The 18,236-nt window shown below is 35.7% G+C and carries 20 protein-coding genes; 16 read left to right on the forward strand and 4 right to left on the reverse strand.

The features are described from left to right. Positions 1-27: 27 nt before the first annotated feature. The 7 genes from PVK71_RS19500 to PVK71_RS19530 all read left to right on the forward strand — a co-directional run bounded on the left by PVK71_RS19500 (position 28) and on the right by PVK71_RS19530 (position 6,297). Positions 28-789, forward strand: coding sequence for a DUF4145 domain-containing protein (locus tag PVK71_RS19500; protein ID WP_274421021.1), 762 nt, complete (start codon positions 28-30; stop codon positions 787-789). 163 nt (positions 790-952) lie between these two features. Beyond that, a complete protein-coding gene (locus PVK71_RS19505; RefSeq protein WP_072055711.1) occupies positions 953-1,333 on the forward strand; it encodes a hypothetical protein in 381 nt (126 codons plus the stop codon). Positions 1,334-1,499: 166 nt separating this feature from the next. Then, positions 1,500-1,943 carry a hypothetical protein gene (locus tag PVK71_RS19510; protein ID WP_274421020.1) on the forward strand — a complete coding sequence of 148 codons (444 nt, stop codon included), beginning with the start codon at positions 1,500-1,502 and terminating at the stop codon, positions 1,941-1,943. A gap of 10 nt (positions 1,944-1,953) precedes the next feature. Next, positions 1,954-2,091, forward strand: a complete 138-nt coding sequence (locus PVK71_RS19515; protein ID WP_274421019.1) for a hypothetical protein — start codon at positions 1,954-1,956, stop codon at positions 2,089-2,091. Between the two features lie 586 nt (positions 2,092-2,677). Continuing rightward, complete coding sequence (locus PVK71_RS19520) at positions 2,678-3,502, forward strand: restriction endonuclease (protein WP_274421018.1); 825 nt, start codon at positions 2,678-2,680, stop codon at positions 3,500-3,502. A gap of 1,365 nt (positions 3,503-4,867) precedes the next feature. Then, complete coding sequence (locus PVK71_RS19525) at positions 4,868-5,650, forward strand: hypothetical protein (protein WP_274421017.1); 783 nt, start codon at positions 4,868-4,870, stop codon at positions 5,648-5,650. Between the two features lie 149 nt (positions 5,651-5,799). Further along, positions 5,800-6,297: a hypothetical protein gene (locus PVK71_RS19530; protein WP_274421015.1), complete on the forward strand. Its 498-nt coding sequence runs from the start codon at positions 5,800-5,802 to the stop codon at positions 6,295-6,297. Positions 6,298-6,453: 156 nt separating this feature from the next. Here PVK71_RS19530 and PVK71_RS19535 read toward each other — a convergent pair whose 3' ends face one another. After that, complete coding sequence (locus tag PVK71_RS19535; RefSeq protein ID WP_274421013.1) at positions 6,454-6,888, reverse strand: hypothetical protein; 435 nt, start codon at positions 6,886-6,888, stop codon at positions 6,454-6,456. 218 nt (positions 6,889-7,106) lie between these two features. On the opposite strand from PVK71_RS19535, the gene PVK71_RS19540 reads away from it, so the two are divergent. Then, positions 7,107-7,793, forward strand: coding sequence for a hypothetical protein (locus tag PVK71_RS19540; protein ID WP_274421011.1), 687 nt, complete (start codon positions 7,107-7,109; stop codon positions 7,791-7,793). Between the two features lie 144 nt (positions 7,794-7,937). Continuing rightward, entirely contained in the window at positions 7,938-8,477 is a 540-nt protein-coding gene (locus PVK71_RS19545; protein ID WP_274421009.1) for a hypothetical protein, read from the forward strand. Between the two features lie 140 nt (positions 8,478-8,617). Here the strand turns inward: PVK71_RS19545 and PVK71_RS19550 are convergent, their stop codons facing one another. Further along, positions 8,618-8,908, reverse strand: a complete 291-nt coding sequence (locus tag PVK71_RS19550; protein WP_274421007.1) for a hypothetical protein — start codon at positions 8,906-8,908, stop codon at positions 8,618-8,620. 242 nt (positions 8,909-9,150) lie between these two features. Here PVK71_RS19550 and PVK71_RS19555 point away from each other — a divergent pair, with 242 nt between their 5' ends. The 7 genes from PVK71_RS19555 (at position 9,151) to PVK71_RS19585 (ending at position 16,242) form a co-directional block, all read left to right on the forward strand. Next, positions 9,151-9,909, forward strand: coding sequence for a hypothetical protein (locus PVK71_RS19555; protein WP_274421004.1), 759 nt, complete (start codon positions 9,151-9,153; stop codon positions 9,907-9,909). Between the two features lie 785 nt (positions 9,910-10,694). Next, positions 10,695-11,291: a Cap15 family CBASS effector gene (locus PVK71_RS19560; RefSeq protein ID WP_274421002.1), complete on the forward strand. Its 597-nt coding sequence runs from the start codon at positions 10,695-10,697 to the stop codon at positions 11,289-11,291. Next, the gene (locus tag PVK71_RS19565; RefSeq protein ID WP_274421000.1) at positions 11,288-12,412 is read left to right on the forward strand and encodes a hypothetical protein; all 1,125 of its coding nucleotides are present in this window, start codon (positions 11,288-11,290) and stop codon (positions 12,410-12,412) included. Before PVK71_RS19560 ends, PVK71_RS19565 begins: the two co-directional genes overlap by 4 nt. Before the next feature lie 272 nt (positions 12,413-12,684). Beyond that, positions 12,685-13,158 carry a hypothetical protein gene (locus tag PVK71_RS19570; RefSeq protein ID WP_274420999.1) on the forward strand — a complete coding sequence of 158 codons (474 nt, stop codon included), beginning with the start codon at positions 12,685-12,687 and terminating at the stop codon, positions 13,156-13,158. A gap of 726 nt (positions 13,159-13,884) precedes the next feature. After that, positions 13,885-14,361: an HAD family hydrolase gene (locus PVK71_RS19575; RefSeq protein WP_274420997.1), complete on the forward strand. Its 477-nt coding sequence runs from the start codon at positions 13,885-13,887 to the stop codon at positions 14,359-14,361. A 153-nt stretch (positions 14,362-14,514) separates the two neighbouring features. After that, positions 14,515-15,174 (forward strand): hypothetical protein, encoded by a 660-nt coding sequence (locus PVK71_RS19580; protein WP_274420994.1) that lies wholly within the window; start codon positions 14,515-14,517, stop codon positions 15,172-15,174. Between the two features lie 765 nt (positions 15,175-15,939). Beyond that, positions 15,940-16,242 (forward strand): TM2 domain-containing protein, encoded by a 303-nt coding sequence (locus tag PVK71_RS19585; protein ID WP_061014418.1) that lies wholly within the window; start codon positions 15,940-15,942, stop codon positions 16,240-16,242. Between the two features lie 742 nt (positions 16,243-16,984). Here the strand turns inward: PVK71_RS19585 and PVK71_RS19590 are convergent. Then, the gene (locus tag PVK71_RS19590) at positions 16,985-17,752 is read right to left on the reverse strand and encodes a reverse transcriptase domain-containing protein (RefSeq protein WP_274420990.1); all 768 of its coding nucleotides are present in this window, start codon (positions 17,750-17,752) and stop codon (positions 16,985-16,987) included. Further along, positions 17,742-17,906: a hypothetical protein gene (locus PVK71_RS19595; protein ID WP_274420988.1), complete on the reverse strand. Its 165-nt coding sequence runs from the start codon at positions 17,904-17,906 to the stop codon at positions 17,742-17,744. Before PVK71_RS19595 ends, PVK71_RS19590 begins: the two co-directional genes overlap by 11 nt. Positions 17,907-18,236 lie beyond the last annotated feature (330 nt).

Consider the following 18,236-nt stretch of genomic DNA (forward strand, 5'->3'; position numbering starts at 1 on the left):
ACCCTTTTTTTGAATAAGGAAAAATAATTGGAACGTAAATTATATAGGGCTCTTTTTCGTCCTGAAAAACAACTTAACTGGTTATGTCCTACTTGTGAAGAGGGCTTGTTACGTATCAAACAAGGCACATTTGCTTCTGCCGAACTTGCTCATTCTGAAAAAGGGCACAGTCACCCTGAATGGCAACCTGATTGGGCTGAACTTTTGTATTCATGCATTTTTGAATGTCAAAACGATCATTGTGGTGAAAAAGTAGCAAGTAGCGGTATTGGTTTTTTAGATTGGGATATCGTCGAGGATCAATATGGCCAAGATCAGCAAGAGTATTTTCAATACTTTAAACCTAAGAGTTTTACGCCACCATTAAATATCATAAAAGTACCTAAAGGTACTCCTGAAAGTATTAGTGGCGCTTTGGAACAATCATTTGAGTTATTCTTTTCTAGTGCAGGAGCTTGTGCAAATCAAGTTCGTTCAGCTGTTGAAGCATTGTTAACTGAATTGAAAGTAAACAGATTTAGAATGTCGAAAAGTAAAAAAAGAGTTCGATTGAATTTACACCAAAGAATTGAGTTACTTCCACGTAAGTATGAAAAATTTAAAGAAATGCTGTTTGCAGTAAAATGGCTTGGAAATGCAGGTAGTCACGAAGGTACTGAATTAAGTGCTAATGATGTCTTAGACGCCTATGAAATAATGGAACATCTCTTAGATGAAATTTATTCAGATAAGAGTTCTAGGTTAAATGCAATAGCTAAGAGAGTTAATCGAAACAAAGGCCCAAAATAGTTAATCATTATGGGTATAACAAATGCATCAACACGATTTGCTACACTCGGCATTGTCAGTTTGCCTTTAGTTTCAGTGATTAAGGCAGTAAAATTCAGTTAAGTCTGTATCGTAGCAAACGTGTTATGCAGGCGTTAAATGCAATCAAAAAAATAGAGGATATATGGATATTATTACAGCTTTAAAAAATGTTGAAGCATTAGCAAATGGAATTGACCCAATAACAGGTGAAACCTTACCAGAATGCTCGCCCTATAATAGCCCCGAGGTTATTCGTTCATTATTTACAATTATGAAGTTAGTCAAGTCACCTCAAAAAGGTAAAATGTCAATCGAACAAAAACAAGAAATAAATATTGCAAAAGGCTTACCTAAAAATGCTGGATTAGCTTGGGACGATGATGAAAGACATGAATTAGTAACTGCTTTTAATAATGGCTTTTCCATTAATGAACTTTCGGAAACTCACGGAAGAACAAAGGGTGCCATTACATCCGAATTAAAAAAACAAGGATTGATCGAGGATGTTGAAACTAGCATTTAACAAATGCATCAACACGATTTACTACACTCGGCATCTCAGGTTGTCGGGTGTTTCTCGTTTTAAGGCGTCAATTTTGAGTATAATTGCATAGTAGCAAACGTGTTATGCAGGCGTTATGCGCAATAAAGGTTGATATGAGAATAACTATATTTTTGGAGTTTAGTTAATGGATTGGCAAGAAATAGCTAATATTGCAACTACAGCCGCGACAGTAATTGGCTTTATTTCAGTTATCGTTACTGTTGTAGGGGTTTGGTTAGCTTTGGGGCAATTAAAAATAACAAGAAAAGTAATTCAAACCGATTTTGAAAATTCTATTGATCAACAATATAGACAGATTATTCAAGGTATACCTGTAGATATTCTGATCGGACAAGTTGAAACGCCTAATAGCGAAACTAGGGAACTTATTTTTAACTATTTAGATTTGTGCAATGAACAGATTTATTTGTACTCTAAAAAACGTATTAGCGATGAGCGTTGGCAGGATTGGGAATCTGGAATCGAAGATAATTTAAAAAATAAGGCCATTTTTAATGTTTGGCAAGAGGTTAAAGAAAGCGCATCGTTTAGTTATTTATCTGAGTTTCTAGTAACCAAAGGTATCTAATCAAGGTGGTATGCGCATAACAAATGCATCAACACGATTTGCTACATTCGGCATTCTAGGTTTCTTTGAGTTTACCGTATTAAGTGGTAAATTTGGGCTTAATCTGCATAGTAGCAAACGTGTTATGCAGGCGTTACACGAACTCTAAGATTGCAGTTTTTTTGGCTCAGTTCAGCGATTGAGCCGTTAGTTTTTTAGGTGTGAAAGTAGGTGGTTTCCTTCTTCTTTGTTTCCTTTTAGTTTCCATTTCATCAGGTTCGGCAATTTACTATTATTGCCAAAAGTTCATGGGTTTCAGAAACCAATTCACGCTTCAATTGTTCATGGTTTTGCCTCATTTCAGTTTGCATTAGTGTTTTTCTCGCAGCATTTTCAATCCCAATTGTTGTTGGGATATTTGGTTTATCAGCTCAAAACTGGCTGAAACCAAATCGTACAAATGGTGTAAGAAAAAGGGATTGTTTCGTTTCACAGTTATTGTCGTTGAAATGATATTTTGCTCGCTTAATTGAACCAGCCTAATTAAACTCAGTTTACAGTAAATTTCGGTAAATCAATTCTTTACCAATTAAAGCGAAGCGTTGACAAAGATCGTGTAACAAATGCATCAACACGATTTGCTACACTCGGCGTTGTCAGTTTGTCTTTAGTTTCAGTGATTAAGGCAGTAAAATTCAGCTAAGTCTGCATCGTAGCAAACGTGTTATGCAGGCGTTATACATTTTGGAGGCTAGATGGAAACAGTTCAAACATCAAAAGATTATGAAAAACTTGCTCAGCGAATGTACGAAGATATATTGGCTCTTGAGGGGGTTGATAATATAGACGTCAAACATAACGTCAAAATAAAGGGTAAGTCAGGCGTTGAACACCAAATAGATGTTTATTGGGAATATAAGTACGCAGGGATTGGACATAAAGTACTGATCGAATGTAAGTACTATAGCCATAATGTTAGCCTCCTGCACGTACGAAATCTCCATGGTTTACTTACGGATATCCCTAATAGCAGCGGCATTTTAGTCACTACTAAAGGCTTTCAATCTGGTGCAAAGCAGTATGCGCAGTTTTATGATATCAGCCTTAAAAGAATCAGAGCTCCTGAAAATTCCGACTGGGATGGTTGTATTCAAATTATCAATGTAGACATGGAGTTTGTACAAAATCAATACATTGGGTTAAGAACGGAGTTTGATGGTAATTGCCAACAAACTAAGAACATGGTTAATAATAACCCAAATTTACTTCGTTCTGTAGCTGCCTACACTCAAATTGAAAGTGAAGATGGTTCAGTATCTGATTTCACTTCATTTTTAGATAAAAATGTTCCTAGTAGGCTAGATGAACCAGATAAAGAGCATGAGTTTATGGTATCTGCCTTAGGTTGTAAGTTGGTTACACCATCTGGCGAAAAACTGTCCTTAGGTAGATTGATAGTGAAATATGTTACTACTGTTCAGAATCAAGATCTTCATATTGATGCGAAGAATGCTGTAGAAGCTATCTTAGAAGATGTAAGTTCTGGAAAAGTAGAACACATGCAGCGAAAAAATGTATAACAAATGCATCAACACGATTTGCTACACTCGGCGTTGTCAGTTTGCCTTTAGTTTCAGTGATTAAGGCGTTAAAATTTAGGCAAGTCTGTATCGTAGCAAACGTGTTATGCAGGCGTTGTGCGTACTGGGTCCGAAATTTTTTGCACGGTTCATCAATAGGATCGCGGCTTTTGTAGCTTCGGCTTAGTAAGCGTTCCTTTCTTCTTTGTTGCCTTTTGGTTTCCGTATTATCAGGTTCGGCAAATTAGCCCTTATTTTCCTAAGTTCAGGCGTTTCAGCGGATATTTTACGCTTCAATTGTTCTTTGGTTATGCCTCATTTTAGCCTGCATCAGTGTTTTCCTCTTAGCATTTTCAATCCCAATTGTTGTTAGAATATCTGGTTTATCAGTTCCAAATCTGCTGAAACCAAATCGTTCAAATGGCGTAAGAAATGTATTGGTTTTCCATTCACTTTATCTCGCAATTTAAGAACATTTTGTTCGCTTAATTGGCATCGGTAAATTAGAATCTAGGCTTAGAAAATCTTGGCAAGGCAGTTCTTTACCAAGTTGACCAAGCCGAAAGTAAGCACGCACAACAATCGCATCAACACGATTTATTACATTCGGCGTTCTGGGTTTGTCTTGGGTTTCGTGATTAAGGCGGTAAAATTCAGGTTGGTTTGCATGGTAATAAACGTGTTATGCCAGCGTTATACGAACTCTGAGAATGCAGTTTTTTGGTTCAGTCCAGCGATTGAACCATTAGCTTTTTAGGTGTGAAAATAGGGTGGTTTATCTTTTTCTTTGTTGCCTTTTGGTGTTCGTTTTATCAGGTTCGGCATTGAACTATTATTGTCCCAAATTCAGGCGTTTCAGCGGCTAGTTTACGCTTCAATTGTTCTTTGGTTATGCCTCAATTTAGTCTGCATCAGTGTTTTGCTCTCAGCATTTTCAATCCCAATTGTGGTTAGGATATTTGGTTTATCAGCTCAAAACTGGCTGAAACCAAATCGTTCAAATGGTGTAAGAAAAAGGGATTGTTTCGTTTCACAGTTATTGTCGTTGAAGTGATATTTTGCTCGCTTAATTGAGCCAGTCTAATTAAAATCGTTTTACAGCAAATCTTGGTAAATCAGTTCTTTACCAAGTTAATTGGAGCGAAAGCAAGGCTCGTATAACAAAGCAATCAACACGATGCTATTTACATTCGGCATTCGCGGTTTGGAGTGTAATTGGTTTTGTAAGTCGGTCTTTCGCACGTGTTATTGCGGCGTTAGGCATCAAGGGTAATGGAAACTTTCAAACTTTTTTTATTACAGTTACGGCGTAGAGAATTAGGCTTTTGTAACCTATTTACTCAAATTTAAAAATGTGAGATTACGATGGAATATACAATTAACTGTGAAAGCCAATTGCGTCACCTAAAGCAGAATTTAATTAACAACGATATTAGACCGCGTAACGTTGATTTAATCGATCATTTACTCTCTAGAACGGTAGAGTTAAATGGATTTTACAAAGAACTATCAGCTCAACTTAATACTCGACAAGTTTTCCTTGTTCTTGAATCTGTAATTGATGTAGCGATCAATTGGAACCCTGTTGAAATGAAGCAAGCACGAAGAGATAAAAAAGAGCTGGCGGAAATCAATGAACAAATAGCAGGTTTAAGTAAACAGTTAGCAACGTTGTTAGACAAACGATACGAACTAAAAAACAGCTCTGATTTTACTTGTGATTCAATTGTGCGCTTGACGGATCTCATTCAGATTGCGGCAGGCGATAACTCTCTATTTTCGAGCTATCTTAAAGAAGATATAACTCGTATGGGCAATCAATTTGACTACGATAGATACTGGCCTTCAATTGCTGATACTGTGCGATCAATTGGTAGTGATGCTGAAGACTTAGATGTATATAGTAGATTTACGCTTACTGAGGTAGCAATTGAATCAAAACGTTCATCGAATCGAGATTTTCTTCGTGCTTTGTTGGTTGCTTTCGAGGAAGACCAAGCTGACCCGTTCAAGCAAATTCCAAGCTCATTTAGGCTAACTGATGGCGCTATTGCTGCAGTAGCTACTTGTGCTTTGAGGTTGGATGATGATGTGGTAACGGAAGATAACGTTAAAACAATGCGTCATAGTCGAAGAAAAGATGCCTAACAATTACATCAACACGATTTGCTACACTCGGCATTCTAGGTTTCTTTGAGTTTACCGTGTTAAGTGGTAAATTTGAGTTTAATCTGCATGGTAGCAAACGTGTTATGCAGGCGTTATGTTTTTAATTTTATACTGGGAGTATTTCTAAAATGTTACTAAAAACCCGCATAGAAGATATGACTATTGATTGTTCACCTGCTGCTAGTCAAAAACTATGCTACTTTAATTTTAAAATTTTTTCATCCGAATCAATCTCTTATGAGGATGTAAATTTATCTTCGGTAGTTGGTACATGTCACCCTAAGTATGGAAACAAAACTTGGTTTGATCTAAAACCTGTTCCAGGTTCATTACGCGGCGACTTTATAAATAACATATCGGTTTCAAAGCAGCTAATGAGAGGGGCCATAGAAAATGTACGGCAACTTGAAAAAAATCCGGATTATTATCTAAGCTCGGTTCAAAAAGAAGAGTGGTCATTCTATAAAGTAGGGAATAACTATTATATAAAAGAAGGTAACAATAGGACTGTTGTAGCAAGGTTTTTCTTTTTACTGAATGACCTCGACCCAGTGATTAAAAATGTTAGAGTCCATAGTGTAAAGTTAAAAATACTAGACCGCATATTACTGTTTATAAAAACATAACAAATGCATCAACACGATTTACTACACTCGGCATCTTAGGTTGTCGGATGTTTCTCGTTTTAAGGAGTCAATTTTAAGTATAATTGCTTGGTAGTAAACGTGTTATGCAGGCGTTATGTAACAAAGAGGGACTTAAATCCCCCTCTGGTTGTATGACTAAAAGCCAAGCTTTGTTGTAATTATACCAGCTAGAACTCCATACCCGAGATTAACACATGTATCTTTTAGTTGAGATAGTGCACGATTGTAATTAAATTTTCTTTCTGAACTCTCAGGAATTAGATTTAATTCTTCTTGAACTATTTTAAGTTGTCGGTTGATTTTTGCTTTTGCAATATCATTTTCTATAAGTTTTAGTTGCTCTGAAAATTCATTTATAGAAAGTTTTAATTCTTGAGTTCTTGAATTAAGAAGGTCTTTATATGCTTCAGGTGTCAGTACTTGATTCCCTTCAGCATCAAGATTTATAACCTCACCGTTTTTTCCTATGTCAACAAATACAACTTGTGCCATATCATCTGTAACTACTGTATTACGAGTCAATTTTAGACCGTCAACTTTTGCACCTTCGCCAATGTTAATAAATTTCATAACTACCTCTTTATTAGTATAGTATCCTGATTTTAATCTAAGGTTAGAAAATGGGCAATTTAAATCGGTGAGATGTTACATAACAAATGCATCAACACGATTTGCTACACTCGGCATTCTAGGTTTCTTTCGGTTTACCGTATTAAGTGGTAAATTTAGGCTTAATTTGCATGATAGCAAACGTGTTATGCAGGCGTTAGGCGCTCAAGAGGTAGTTAATGAACAATAGTAATATTCAACCAGAAAAAATAACTAAGCCGATACAGCTTTTAGGTGCATGGCTTGTAGGACTATTTTCAATAAATAGTAGTTTTTTAATAGCAGCAGTAAATTTATCTGATGTCAGTTGGATTCCACAAGTTTTGATAATAGCTTCAATAGTTAATGTACCTTTATTTTTAGTTGCTGTTTTTCTCTTGCAAACAAAGTTTAGGCCAGAACTTCAAGAAGATTCGTATTATTCTGACTATTTGAGTCAAAAAACAAATAAACCAATTATGATTCCTAAATCGGAAAATAGCACCAGTGCTCTAATTGCAAAAGTTGAGTTATTAGAATCTAAACTGATTGAATCATTAACATCGAATTCAGTGAGTAATGCTAATTTATTATCTCCTTTATTATTTGGAATTAACCAACACTTATCTGATAAATTAATATTGAAAAATAAGTTAGCTGAACTTCATATTCATAAAGCGACAAGTTTTGGTGCCGGTGAGTCGGTTCCTAGTGCTAGAGTAATGTCTATTTCTCAGTATTTATCTAATGATGTTGTTCAGCAGTTAATTAAATTAGCTAAAGATATTGGCATGGATGGCTACAAGTTTTTTGATAATATGATGGAAGAAACACAAGAAGATGTTTTGATTGGTTCATATGGTGGCATTGAATTCGAAATCATATAAATGCGCCTAACAAATGCATCAACACGATTTGCTACATTCGGCATTCTAGATTGTCTTTGGGTTTACCGTATTAAGTGGTAAATTTGAGCTTAATCTGCATGGTAGCAAACGTGTTATGCAGGCGTTATACCTTTAGGGGAAAAAATGGACATAGTATTAAGTACTTATAAAGATCCAGCTTATGGACTTGATTGGCACGAACAAACGGATGAAATTGAAAATTCGCTTCGAGAGCTTATTATTCAGTCTAAATTACCAGTTGAGTTTTCTATACGTGAAAGTAATATCGGTCGCGGAGCTGATTGCCCTGTAACTATTTTTCAAGTTATTTCGGTTTTTGGATTCATAGCTTTTGCAATTCCAGAAGCTCATAAACGAGTTAGAGAATCTATCGAAGAATGGTCTCTAATAAAAGAAAATGCCTTAAAGCTCATAGCGTTGCTGACTAAAAATAATCGAATGGTTGCACTACCTGATGAAATTCTATTTATTAAGTCAGTTGAGGCTTTGCTTTCTGAAATTGAAGCTAATGATGCTATGTTTATTAAATATGAAGTAATTCATAGCGTTGATAGTTTTGAGAAATTTGCTGGTTTAAAGGGTTTCTACTTTGAATGTTTAGATAAACAGTGGCGTGTAGTTATTGATGGTCAGGGTAAAGTGAAACTAATAGAACAGGTATAACAAATGCATCAACACGATTTGCTACACTCGGCGTTGTCAGTTTACCTTTAGTTTCAGTGATTAAGGCAGTAAAATTCAGTTAAGTCTGTATGGTAGCAAACGTGTTATGCAGGCGTTATACGGGTGTTTTACATCGATAGTTAGGCTTCAATTAACCCATCAATATTATAAAATAGTAGGGCTCCCAATATAGCTACGATTACGACGTAACCAATTGAAATGGTAATTCCATATGATATTGAGTGGCTTTGCTTCTCTTGGTTTTCTACGACCTTATCTTCATCGAAGGCTTGTACGAAATTGGCGGGAAACTTAGTTGGTAATGGTTGAATGGACAATTTACCAATGCTTAAAACTGAAAGAATTAGACGTCCAATTTTATATGTAAATGGATTACCTAAAATGATAATTAAATGAGCTATAGCGTCCATTCTGTTCTCTTTGTTTTGCGTCGGTTGTAAGCATCATAACTGTATTTAGTTATTGTAACTGAGGGTAATGTCTTGGTTCCATACAATTAATTTTATCTGTGCCGTATAACAAATGCATCAACACGATTTGCTACATTCGGCATTCTAGGTTTCTTTGGTTTTACCGTATTAAGTGGTAAATTTGGGTTTGGTTTGCATCGTAGCAAACGTGTTATGCAGGCGTTAGCCGTCACGGAGGAAAAATGGAAGTTGAAGTTATAACATCTCTAATAGGCATTATTGGTATAACATTGAGTGCTGTATTCAGTGGCTTCGGTTACTTTTTTAAAGTTCGAGCGGAAAAACTAAAGACGATACGTCAAATATTGTTTTACTTACTAGAATTTAGAGCTCATGTTCTAGCATCTTCATTATCTCCAAATGAACTGTATGAACAATATGTAGAAGAATGTCGGAAATATTTCGATAAGAAAAAAATTGAAGGTATTGTTATACCTGAACAGAATCAGGATTTGATGCTGGGATATTTTGCAAATATTATTGAACATATCACACCTGAAATGTCACTGGATTTTATTTCTGGGTACGCAAGCACTATAAACGAATTAGCGAAAGAAAAGCCTATTTTAGCCTTTAAGCTTAGAGGAAAAGACGTTACTACAAAAATGATGACCGTCCAAAAAGGGTATTTAGAACAACTTCAAAACACTGAATTATTTAGCGCAGATAATGAAATTGGTGATTTTCTTAGAAAGCAAGTAACAGAAATTCATCTTAAGGCACTTGATGAAATGTTGAAGTTACTCGATGAAGAGTTACTAATTGTATCTAGATTTTGTGGGGTAATGCATTACTTTGAAGTTCAAAAAATTCTTAAAAGTACAAAGAGGTCATCTATTAGATTTGAAGACTTTGGTATTGAAGAAATGTTCGATGAAATGTTAAATACTTATTCGAACCAAACTATTCCTAGATATGAACACGCTGAAGAAAACGGCTAACAAATGCATCAACACGATTTGCTACATTCGGCATTCTAGATTTCTTTTGGTTTACCGTGTTAAGTGGTAAATTTAGACTTAATCTGCATGGTAGCAAACGTGTTATGCAGGCGTTATACGAACTCTGAGAATGCAGTTTTTTGGTTCAGTTCAGCGATTGAACCATTAGCTTTTTAGGTGTGAAAGTAGGATGCTTTTCCTTTTTCTTTGTTGCCTTTTGGTATTCATTTCATCAGGTTCGGCATTGAACTATTATTGCCTTAAATTCAGGCGTTTCAGCGGCTAGTTTACGCTTCAATTGTTCTTTGGTTATGCCTCATTTTAGCCTGCATCAGTGTTTTGCTCTCAGCATTTTCAATCCCAATTGTGGTTTGGATATTTGGTTTATCAGTTCCAAACTGGCTGAAACCAAATCGTTCAAATGGTGTAAGAAAAAGGGATTGTTTCGTTTCACAGTTATTGTCGTTGATTGGATATTTTGCTCGCTTAATTGAGCCAGTCTAATTAAACTCAGTTTACAGCAAATCTTGGTAAATCAGTTCTTTACCAAGTTAATTGAAGCGAAAGCAAGGCTCGTATAACAAAGCAATCAACACGATGCTATTACACTCGGCATTCGCGGTTTGGAGTGTAATTGGTTTTGTAAGTCGGTCTTTCGCACGTGTTATTGCGGCGTTATGGCTTTCTTTTCTTATTTAACTTTTGATTATTAAATAAAATTGATTTTTCACATAGAAACATATTTAAGATACTGTTTTAATGTGACTTTTATAGAGGTTGTTTAAATGCATGATTATGCTGTTTTCGGTCACGATAGGGTTACTATCGGTCGTTGGTTAGGCTTTGCAGCTATAACTATTTCTGGCGGTCTTGGTCAGTTATTTGCTTGGGCAAATAACCTCACTGGAATTGATGCTTTTACGAAAGCAAGTCTAACTACAGGGGTTATTTACTTAATCTTACATTGGGTTTTTAATAAATGGGTTTGGAAAATCCCAGTATTTGAAGTTCCAGATCTTAATGGTATTTGGGAGCTTGAAGGTACAACTTTAAATGAAGATGGCGGAGAAAGATTTAAATGGACTGGTAATATTGGAATTGAACAGAATTGGAAAACGATTCTGATTCATTTAAAAACAGCAAATAGCCAAAGCAGTAGCTATACAGCTACTTTATCAAAACGGTATGGGCCAACTGGTGGTTGGTTACTTAGTTATAGTTACCGTAATGAACCAGAGTTAGAACAAACTCACGAGTTATCGTCACATAAAGGTTATTGTGAAATTGAGTTAGACTCAAAATTAACAGTTGGAAAAGCTTCGTACTTTAATAGTGCAGGGCGACGTACTTTCGGTATTATGCACTTAAAGAGAACATTATGATTGATTTTGAAAAAAGACTTACGTCTTTAAAAGAACGTAGACAAGGTAGCCGAGAAAGGGCTATTTTTGAATCTATGGATTCAATGACTGCAACTAATGCAATTCATCGTGGTTTTGATATTCGAGAGAAAGAAGCTTTCGAGAACCTTAGAGAATCTGCGGGTGTTAAATATACAATAGGAGCTATGGCTCCTGTAGAAGAAAAATCTACACAAATATCAATTGACGAAGGCAATAGAGTAGCAGAAAGCTTAATTCGTTCATTAAACAATCTGGGTGAATCCGTTATAACAAGGTTACAAGGTTCAGTCGCTTTAGATATACACATTAAAGGACATTCAGATGTTGATATGTTAATTATTGTGACTAACCCAGTAAACGTTGAGCAGCCACAGATTGTGCCTAGCTTGTATACAGAAGCAACTGACCCTCGTAGTTTAGTTAATATCGCAAAGGATATTCGATATAAATCGGAAGCTATTTTGCCAAATAACTTCCCTAGGGTAGATGTTGATTGTTCTGGAAATAAGTCTATTGCTTTAAGCGGTGGTAGCTTAAAGAGAAAAGTAGATATAGTACCAGCTGTTTGGTTTGATAGTATTAAATATCAACAATCATCTGATGAGAGTGAGCGAGGAATTAAAATTTATAATAAGAAAGATCACGAGCTAATTTTAAATTTTCCGTTTACGCATATCAAACTGATAAATGAACGAGATCAACGTTATCAGGGGAATTTAAAGTGTGTTATTAGGTTAATGAAAAATATGATTGCTGATATGCCTGAGGGTAAGAAGCAAATAGCAAAAAAATTAAGCAGTTATGATTTGGCATCTATTGCATATGATATGGATATGAGTCTTAGTGTCGCTTCATACATGAGGCTAGGTTTAGTCGAAAAAATTAGGTCTCATTTATTCACTTTACTTGCAGTTAAAGTATACCGAGAGAATTTAGATGTTCCTGATAAAAGTAGAAAAGTTTTTGACCATGATTCAAAAGTTAAAGCACTAGAAGTGTTAGAAAAAGAATTTAGTGATTTAGCTTTATCTATTTACAAAGAGTTAAATCCTTACTCCGAAAACTATGACAGTTCTGTAATTTTGAGTAAATCAATTTAAAATTGGAACAGCCATAACAATCGCATCAACACGATTTGCTACATTCGGCATTCTAGGTTTCTTTGAGTTTACCGTACTAAGTGGTAAATTTCAGCTTAATCTGCATGGTAGCAAACGTGTTATGCAGGCGTTATGTTTTTAATCGAAATAATTATTATTATGATTTAGATCATTGCGTTAAACTTAAAGAAGACTAAAGTATTCATTTAGTCTAGCTATGTATCTGATATTAAAAAGTTAGTTTAATCCTATTGTATTAAGGCTGTATTGCAATGAAGTCTCGGAATTTAAGAAAATTGTTATGTTTGGTTGTTTTTTTTACTTTAACTGGTTGTAGTAGTCCTGGACCTATGCAAACGCCTTTAGGCCCAATTAATACCCCAGTATTTGATTCTATTGCATTAGCTACAGCAAAAGATGGTACTAGCGAAGTAAAGTTCAAAACACAGAATGCGATGCTCTACAAGAATGGTGATCTTAGCTATTTCGTGACATCAGTTTTTTTTATTACTGAAAATGGTGTTTATGTGGCTAGTTGGGATACACAATCTTATCAATATAATTTGATTGTGAGGATACCAGTGGAGAATATTAAACGAGTATATTATAAAACTTACGTCCGAGATTACTTACCCGATTTGGATTTACTTGTTATTGAAACAATAGAGAAGGAAAATATTGGTTTTTATATTGGCGGGAGCAGTGCAGTAAAATCAATATTAGATGAAATGATTCCTAAATCGTAGTTATAAACATAACAAATGCATCAACACGATTTACTACACTCGGCATCTCAGGTTGTCGGGTGTTTCTCGTTTTAAGGCGTCAATTTCAAGTATAATTGCATAGTAGTAAACGTGTTATGCAGGCGTTACACGAACTCTAAGATCGCAGTTTTTTGGCTCAGTTCAGCGATTGAGCCGTTAATTTTTTAGGCGTGAAAGTAGGGTGGATTTCCTTTTTTCTTTGTAGCCTTTTGGTTTTCATTTCGTCAGGTTCGGCATTGAACTATTATTGTCCTAAATTCAGGCGTTTTAGCGGCTAATTTACGTTTCAATTGTTCTTTGGCTATGCCTCATTTTATCCTGTATCAGTGTTTTTCTCACAGCATTTTCAATCCCAATTGTAGTTAGGATATTTGGTTTATCCGTTCCAAACTTGTTGAAACCAAGTCGTACAAATGGTGTAAGAAAAAGGGATTGTTTCATCTCGCAGTTTTTATTGTTGATTGGATATTTTGCTCGCTAAATTGAGCCAGTCTAATTAAACTCAGTTTACAGTAAATCTTGGTAAATCAATTCTTTACCAATTAAAGCGAAGCGTTGACAAAGATCGTGTAACAAATGCATCAACACGATTTACTACACTCGGCATCTCAGGTTGTCGGGTGTTTCTCGTTTTAAGGCGTCAATATTAGGTATAATTGGATGGTAGTAAACGTGTTATGCAGGCGTTATATGCAAGGAGGCATTATGAGAAAAGCTTATCTGTTCGATTGGGGTGACACTTTAATGGTCGACTTTCCAAACACTCCAGGAAAAATGTGTGACTGGAAAACGGTTCAAGCCGTAGATGGTGCTTCTGAAATGTTAGCTTTGTTATCCCAGAAAGGACATTTGCTTTATGTGGCAACTGGTGCTGATGATTCCAGTGTTCAGGATATTGAATTGGCATTTGAACGAGTCGGGTTGTCTCAATTCATTTCAGGTTATTTCTGTAAATCAAATCTTGGTTTATCAAAAGGCAGTCCTGAATTTTATCAAGGAATAGCGGATAAGTTAGGTGTTGAACCAAGTCAACTTACAATGGTTGGTGACTCACTTGAAAAAGACATTATCTCAGCGCAAGAGGCTGGTTTAAATGCAGTCTGGTTTAACCCTCTAGGTTTGGGAAAAGAGAGTTACTCCAATTTTAGAACGATCTCTCAGCTTCATGAGTTAAGCATATAACAAATGCATCAACACGATTTGCTACACTCGGCGTTGTCAGTTTGCCTTTAGTTTCAGTGGTTAAGGCGTTAAAATTCAGCTAGGTCTGTATCGTAGCAAACGTGTTATGCAGGCGTTATGCCATTTATCAGTAGCTTTAATTTAGGAGTAAAAATGAATAAGAAACTAACTCAGAGATTCCATGAGCTTAAAGTTCAGCTTGAAGCTCTTGAGCAAACTCAAAAACGAGTTTCAAGTGCTTTTGGTACGACCGATACTATAGATAATGATTTGTTTACTAACTGGAAAGTTAAAGTTAGGAATTTATTGGTCACAGCTTGTGGGGAAGATTCTCAACATTTTAAGGCTTTTGTTAAAGGTGAGGAATCGAACTACTCAATGGAGTCCCAATTATCTATTTTAAAACGAGTTGGGGCTATATTCGATGCTACTAAGGAAGATTATGAGGGTGGATATTTAAACTCTTTAAAACAGTTGGTTCAAGCTGAAGTTTTTGAAAGTGAATTAGAGCAAGCTGAAGAGTTATTATCTAGTGGATATAAGCTAGCTTCCGCTGTTATTGCTGGTGTAGTTCTAGAAACTGCATTAAGGGATATTTGTACCGATAATGAAATACCTCACGGAAGCTTAAATGTAATGAATGCCCAATTAGCTAAGCAAGGGATTTATTCAAAGCTTCAACAAAAACAAGTTACAGCAATTGCAGATATTCGAAACAGTGCTGCTCATGGAAAACCAGAACAATTTTCAGAACAAGATGTAAAGAATATGATTCGTGATATTGAAGCATTCCTACTTAGTTACATGGCATAACAAATGCATCAACACGATTTACTACACTCGGCAATCTCAGTTTGCCGAGTGTTTCTCGTTTTAAGGCGTCAATGTTAAGTATAATTGCATAGTAGTAAACGTGTTATGCAGGCGTTATACGAACTCTGAGAATGCAGTTTTTTGGTTCAGTCCAGCGATTGAACCATTAGCTTTTTAGGTGTGAAAGTAGGGTGGTTTTCCTTTTTCTTTGTTGCCTTTTGGTGTTCGTTTCATCAGGTTCGGCATTGAACTATTATTGCCCCAAATTCAGGCGTTTCGGCGGCTCATTTACGCTTCAATTGTTCTTTGGTTATGCCTCATTTTAGTCTGCATCAGTGTTTTCCTCGTAGAATTTTCAATCCAAATTGTGGCAATGATATTTGGTTTATCCGTTCCAAACTGGCTGAAACCAAATCGTTCAAATGGTGTAAGAAAAAGGGATTGTTTCGTTTCACAGTTATTGCTGTTGATTGGATATTTTGCTCGCTTAATTGAGCCAGTCTAATTAAACTCAGTTTACAGCAAATCTTGGTAAATCAGTTCTTTACCAAGTTAATCGGAGCGAAAGCAAGGCTCGTATAACAAAGCAATCAACACGATGCTAATTACACTCGGCATTCGCGGTTTAGAGTGTAATTGGTTTTGTAATTAAGTCGTTCGCACGTGTTATTGCGGCGTTATGTGAATGTTTTTAATTTTAACCTAGTAACTCTTTAGTCTTATAGTGTAGTATTTTGGTTAAATTTATTTAATGGAGAAAATGGAATGTCTCAATTAGTTTTTTGTCGTGGTTGTGGTACTGAAATTCATGAATCGGCACTTGCATGCCCAAAATGTGGCGCTCAGCAATCGCAGAAAACAGACACCAACTCAAATTGGATTGTTGCTGTATTACTTTGCTTCTTTCTAGGTTTTATTGGCGCACATAGATTTTATACTGGACGAATTGGTCTAGGTATTGCTCAATTATTAACATTAGGTGGGCTAGGTTTGTGGACTTTAATTGATTTTATTCTACTTCTTTGCGGTAAGCTTAAAGACTCTGAAGGAAATTACATTAAAAATTAATAGTCAGCTTAAGGTCTTTTTATAATTTAAGGCTTTTATTCGCTGTATTAATTCACATAACAAATGCATCAACACGATTTACTACACTCGGCATCTCAGGTTGTCGGGTGTTTCTCGTTTTAGGGTGTCAATTTTGAGTATAATTGTTTGGTAGTAAACGTGTTATGCAGGCGTTACACGAACTAAAGATAGCAGTTTTTTGGCTCAGTTCGGTGATAGAACCATTCGATTTTTAGATGTGAAAATAGGGTGGTTTTCCTTCTTCTTTGTTTCCTTTTCGTTTTCATTTCATTTGGTTCGGCAATTGACTATTGTCGGCCTAAGTTCATGCGTTTCAGTGGCATTTTTACGCTTCAATTGTTCTTTGGTGTTGCCTCATTTTATTCTGCATCCGTGCTTTGCTCGTAGCATTTTCAATCCCAATTGTGGTAAAGATATTTGGTTTATCAGCTTAAAACTAGCTGAAACCAAATCGTACAAATGGTGTAAGAAAAAAGGATTGTTTCATCTCGCAGTTTTTGCCGTTGATTGGATATTTTGCTCGCTTAATTGAGCTAGTCTAATTAAACTCAGTTTACAGTAAATCTTGGTAAATCAATTCTTTACCAATTAAAGCGAAGCGTTGACAAAGATCGTGTAACAAAGCAATCAACACGATGCTAATTACACTCGGCATTCGCGGTTTAGAGTATAATTGGTTTTGTAAGTAAGGTGTTCGCACGTGTTATTGCGGCGTTAAACCTCATATTAGTAATTTAGCTTGCTGCTTATTCACGCTTCCAACGTATGAGCCAATCCCTCGTTTTTGTGGTTTTGATTTACTTAAAGCGTACGCTTGTTGAAATTTAACAAATCGCTCATATTCGATTGTCATATTTCCATGTGAAAGTACGATATTAAATGCTTCAGTTTTTTGAGATACGGGCTTTGTTTTATCAGAATTTAGTATGAATTTTGATTTATCTGCAGCTATGAATATTTCGTCAAACAACTGAGAAAGTGAGTCTTCGTCATTGGAGGATATTACAATATCATCCATGTAAACGGAAATAGTAGTGGAATTACTTTTATGAATGACATCTAGTAATTTACCTAATGTACTATCAAATAAACAAATGGACGCTAATAATGGAGATTGTACAAAACCATAAGGTAAATGATGACTGTGAGGGTAGGTTTCAATTGCTTTGATTGTCGATAATTTAGCTATTTTACGAGCCGTTTTATAGCTAACGAGCGATTTTAATGCTCTAGTTATACGTGTTCGGCTGATGTAGCCAAAAAAATCACTAATATCAATAGTAGCAAAAAATTGGTTTTCTAAATGTATATTTAAAGCTTCAACGTGCCCGCCAGTTCTCAGATGATAATAATAGTCGGGTTTCTTCCAAGATTCATTGAGAATTTTTAAAATCTGACGACCAGCTTGTCGACTTTCTAAGGTTGGGTTGTATACCCAGCGACCTGCTTTTATTTCAAATCTATTTAACCAGCTAGCTTTATAAATCATGCTCGTATCTACAAGGGTTATGGTAATTAAAAGCCATGTTAAAAAGTTCGACTAACACAGGGAATGCTTCATGTATTGCTACAATCAGACCTAACCCTGCAGTTGTTAGTTCGATACGCTCTTTAACTCGGCTATGTTTAGATTTATTCTCCATACACAGTCCTCCATATCTCCCTGACATGCCTAGCGCAAGCGCATGACTTTAAATTAACTAAGTAGGCAACCTTATGAAACATTTGAAAACAATATGAATCATATGAATACCTATAAGCATCACATTGTGACATTTATGAAGGATAGCGATACTAAGTCGCCTAATGTCAGGGACTTGCATTATATATAAAATACCATCTCGGTCAACCAATATGAGGTTTAACAAAGCAATCAACACGATTTATTACATTCGGCATTGTGGTTTCTCTTTGGTTTCGGTGTTTAAGGCGGTAAAATCAGCTAAATAGGACAGTAATAAACGTGTTATTGC

Source organism: Aliivibrio sp. S4MY1 (assembly GCF_028765545.1).
Lineage (GTDB): Bacteria > Pseudomonadota > Gammaproteobacteria > Enterobacterales > Vibrionaceae > Aliivibrio.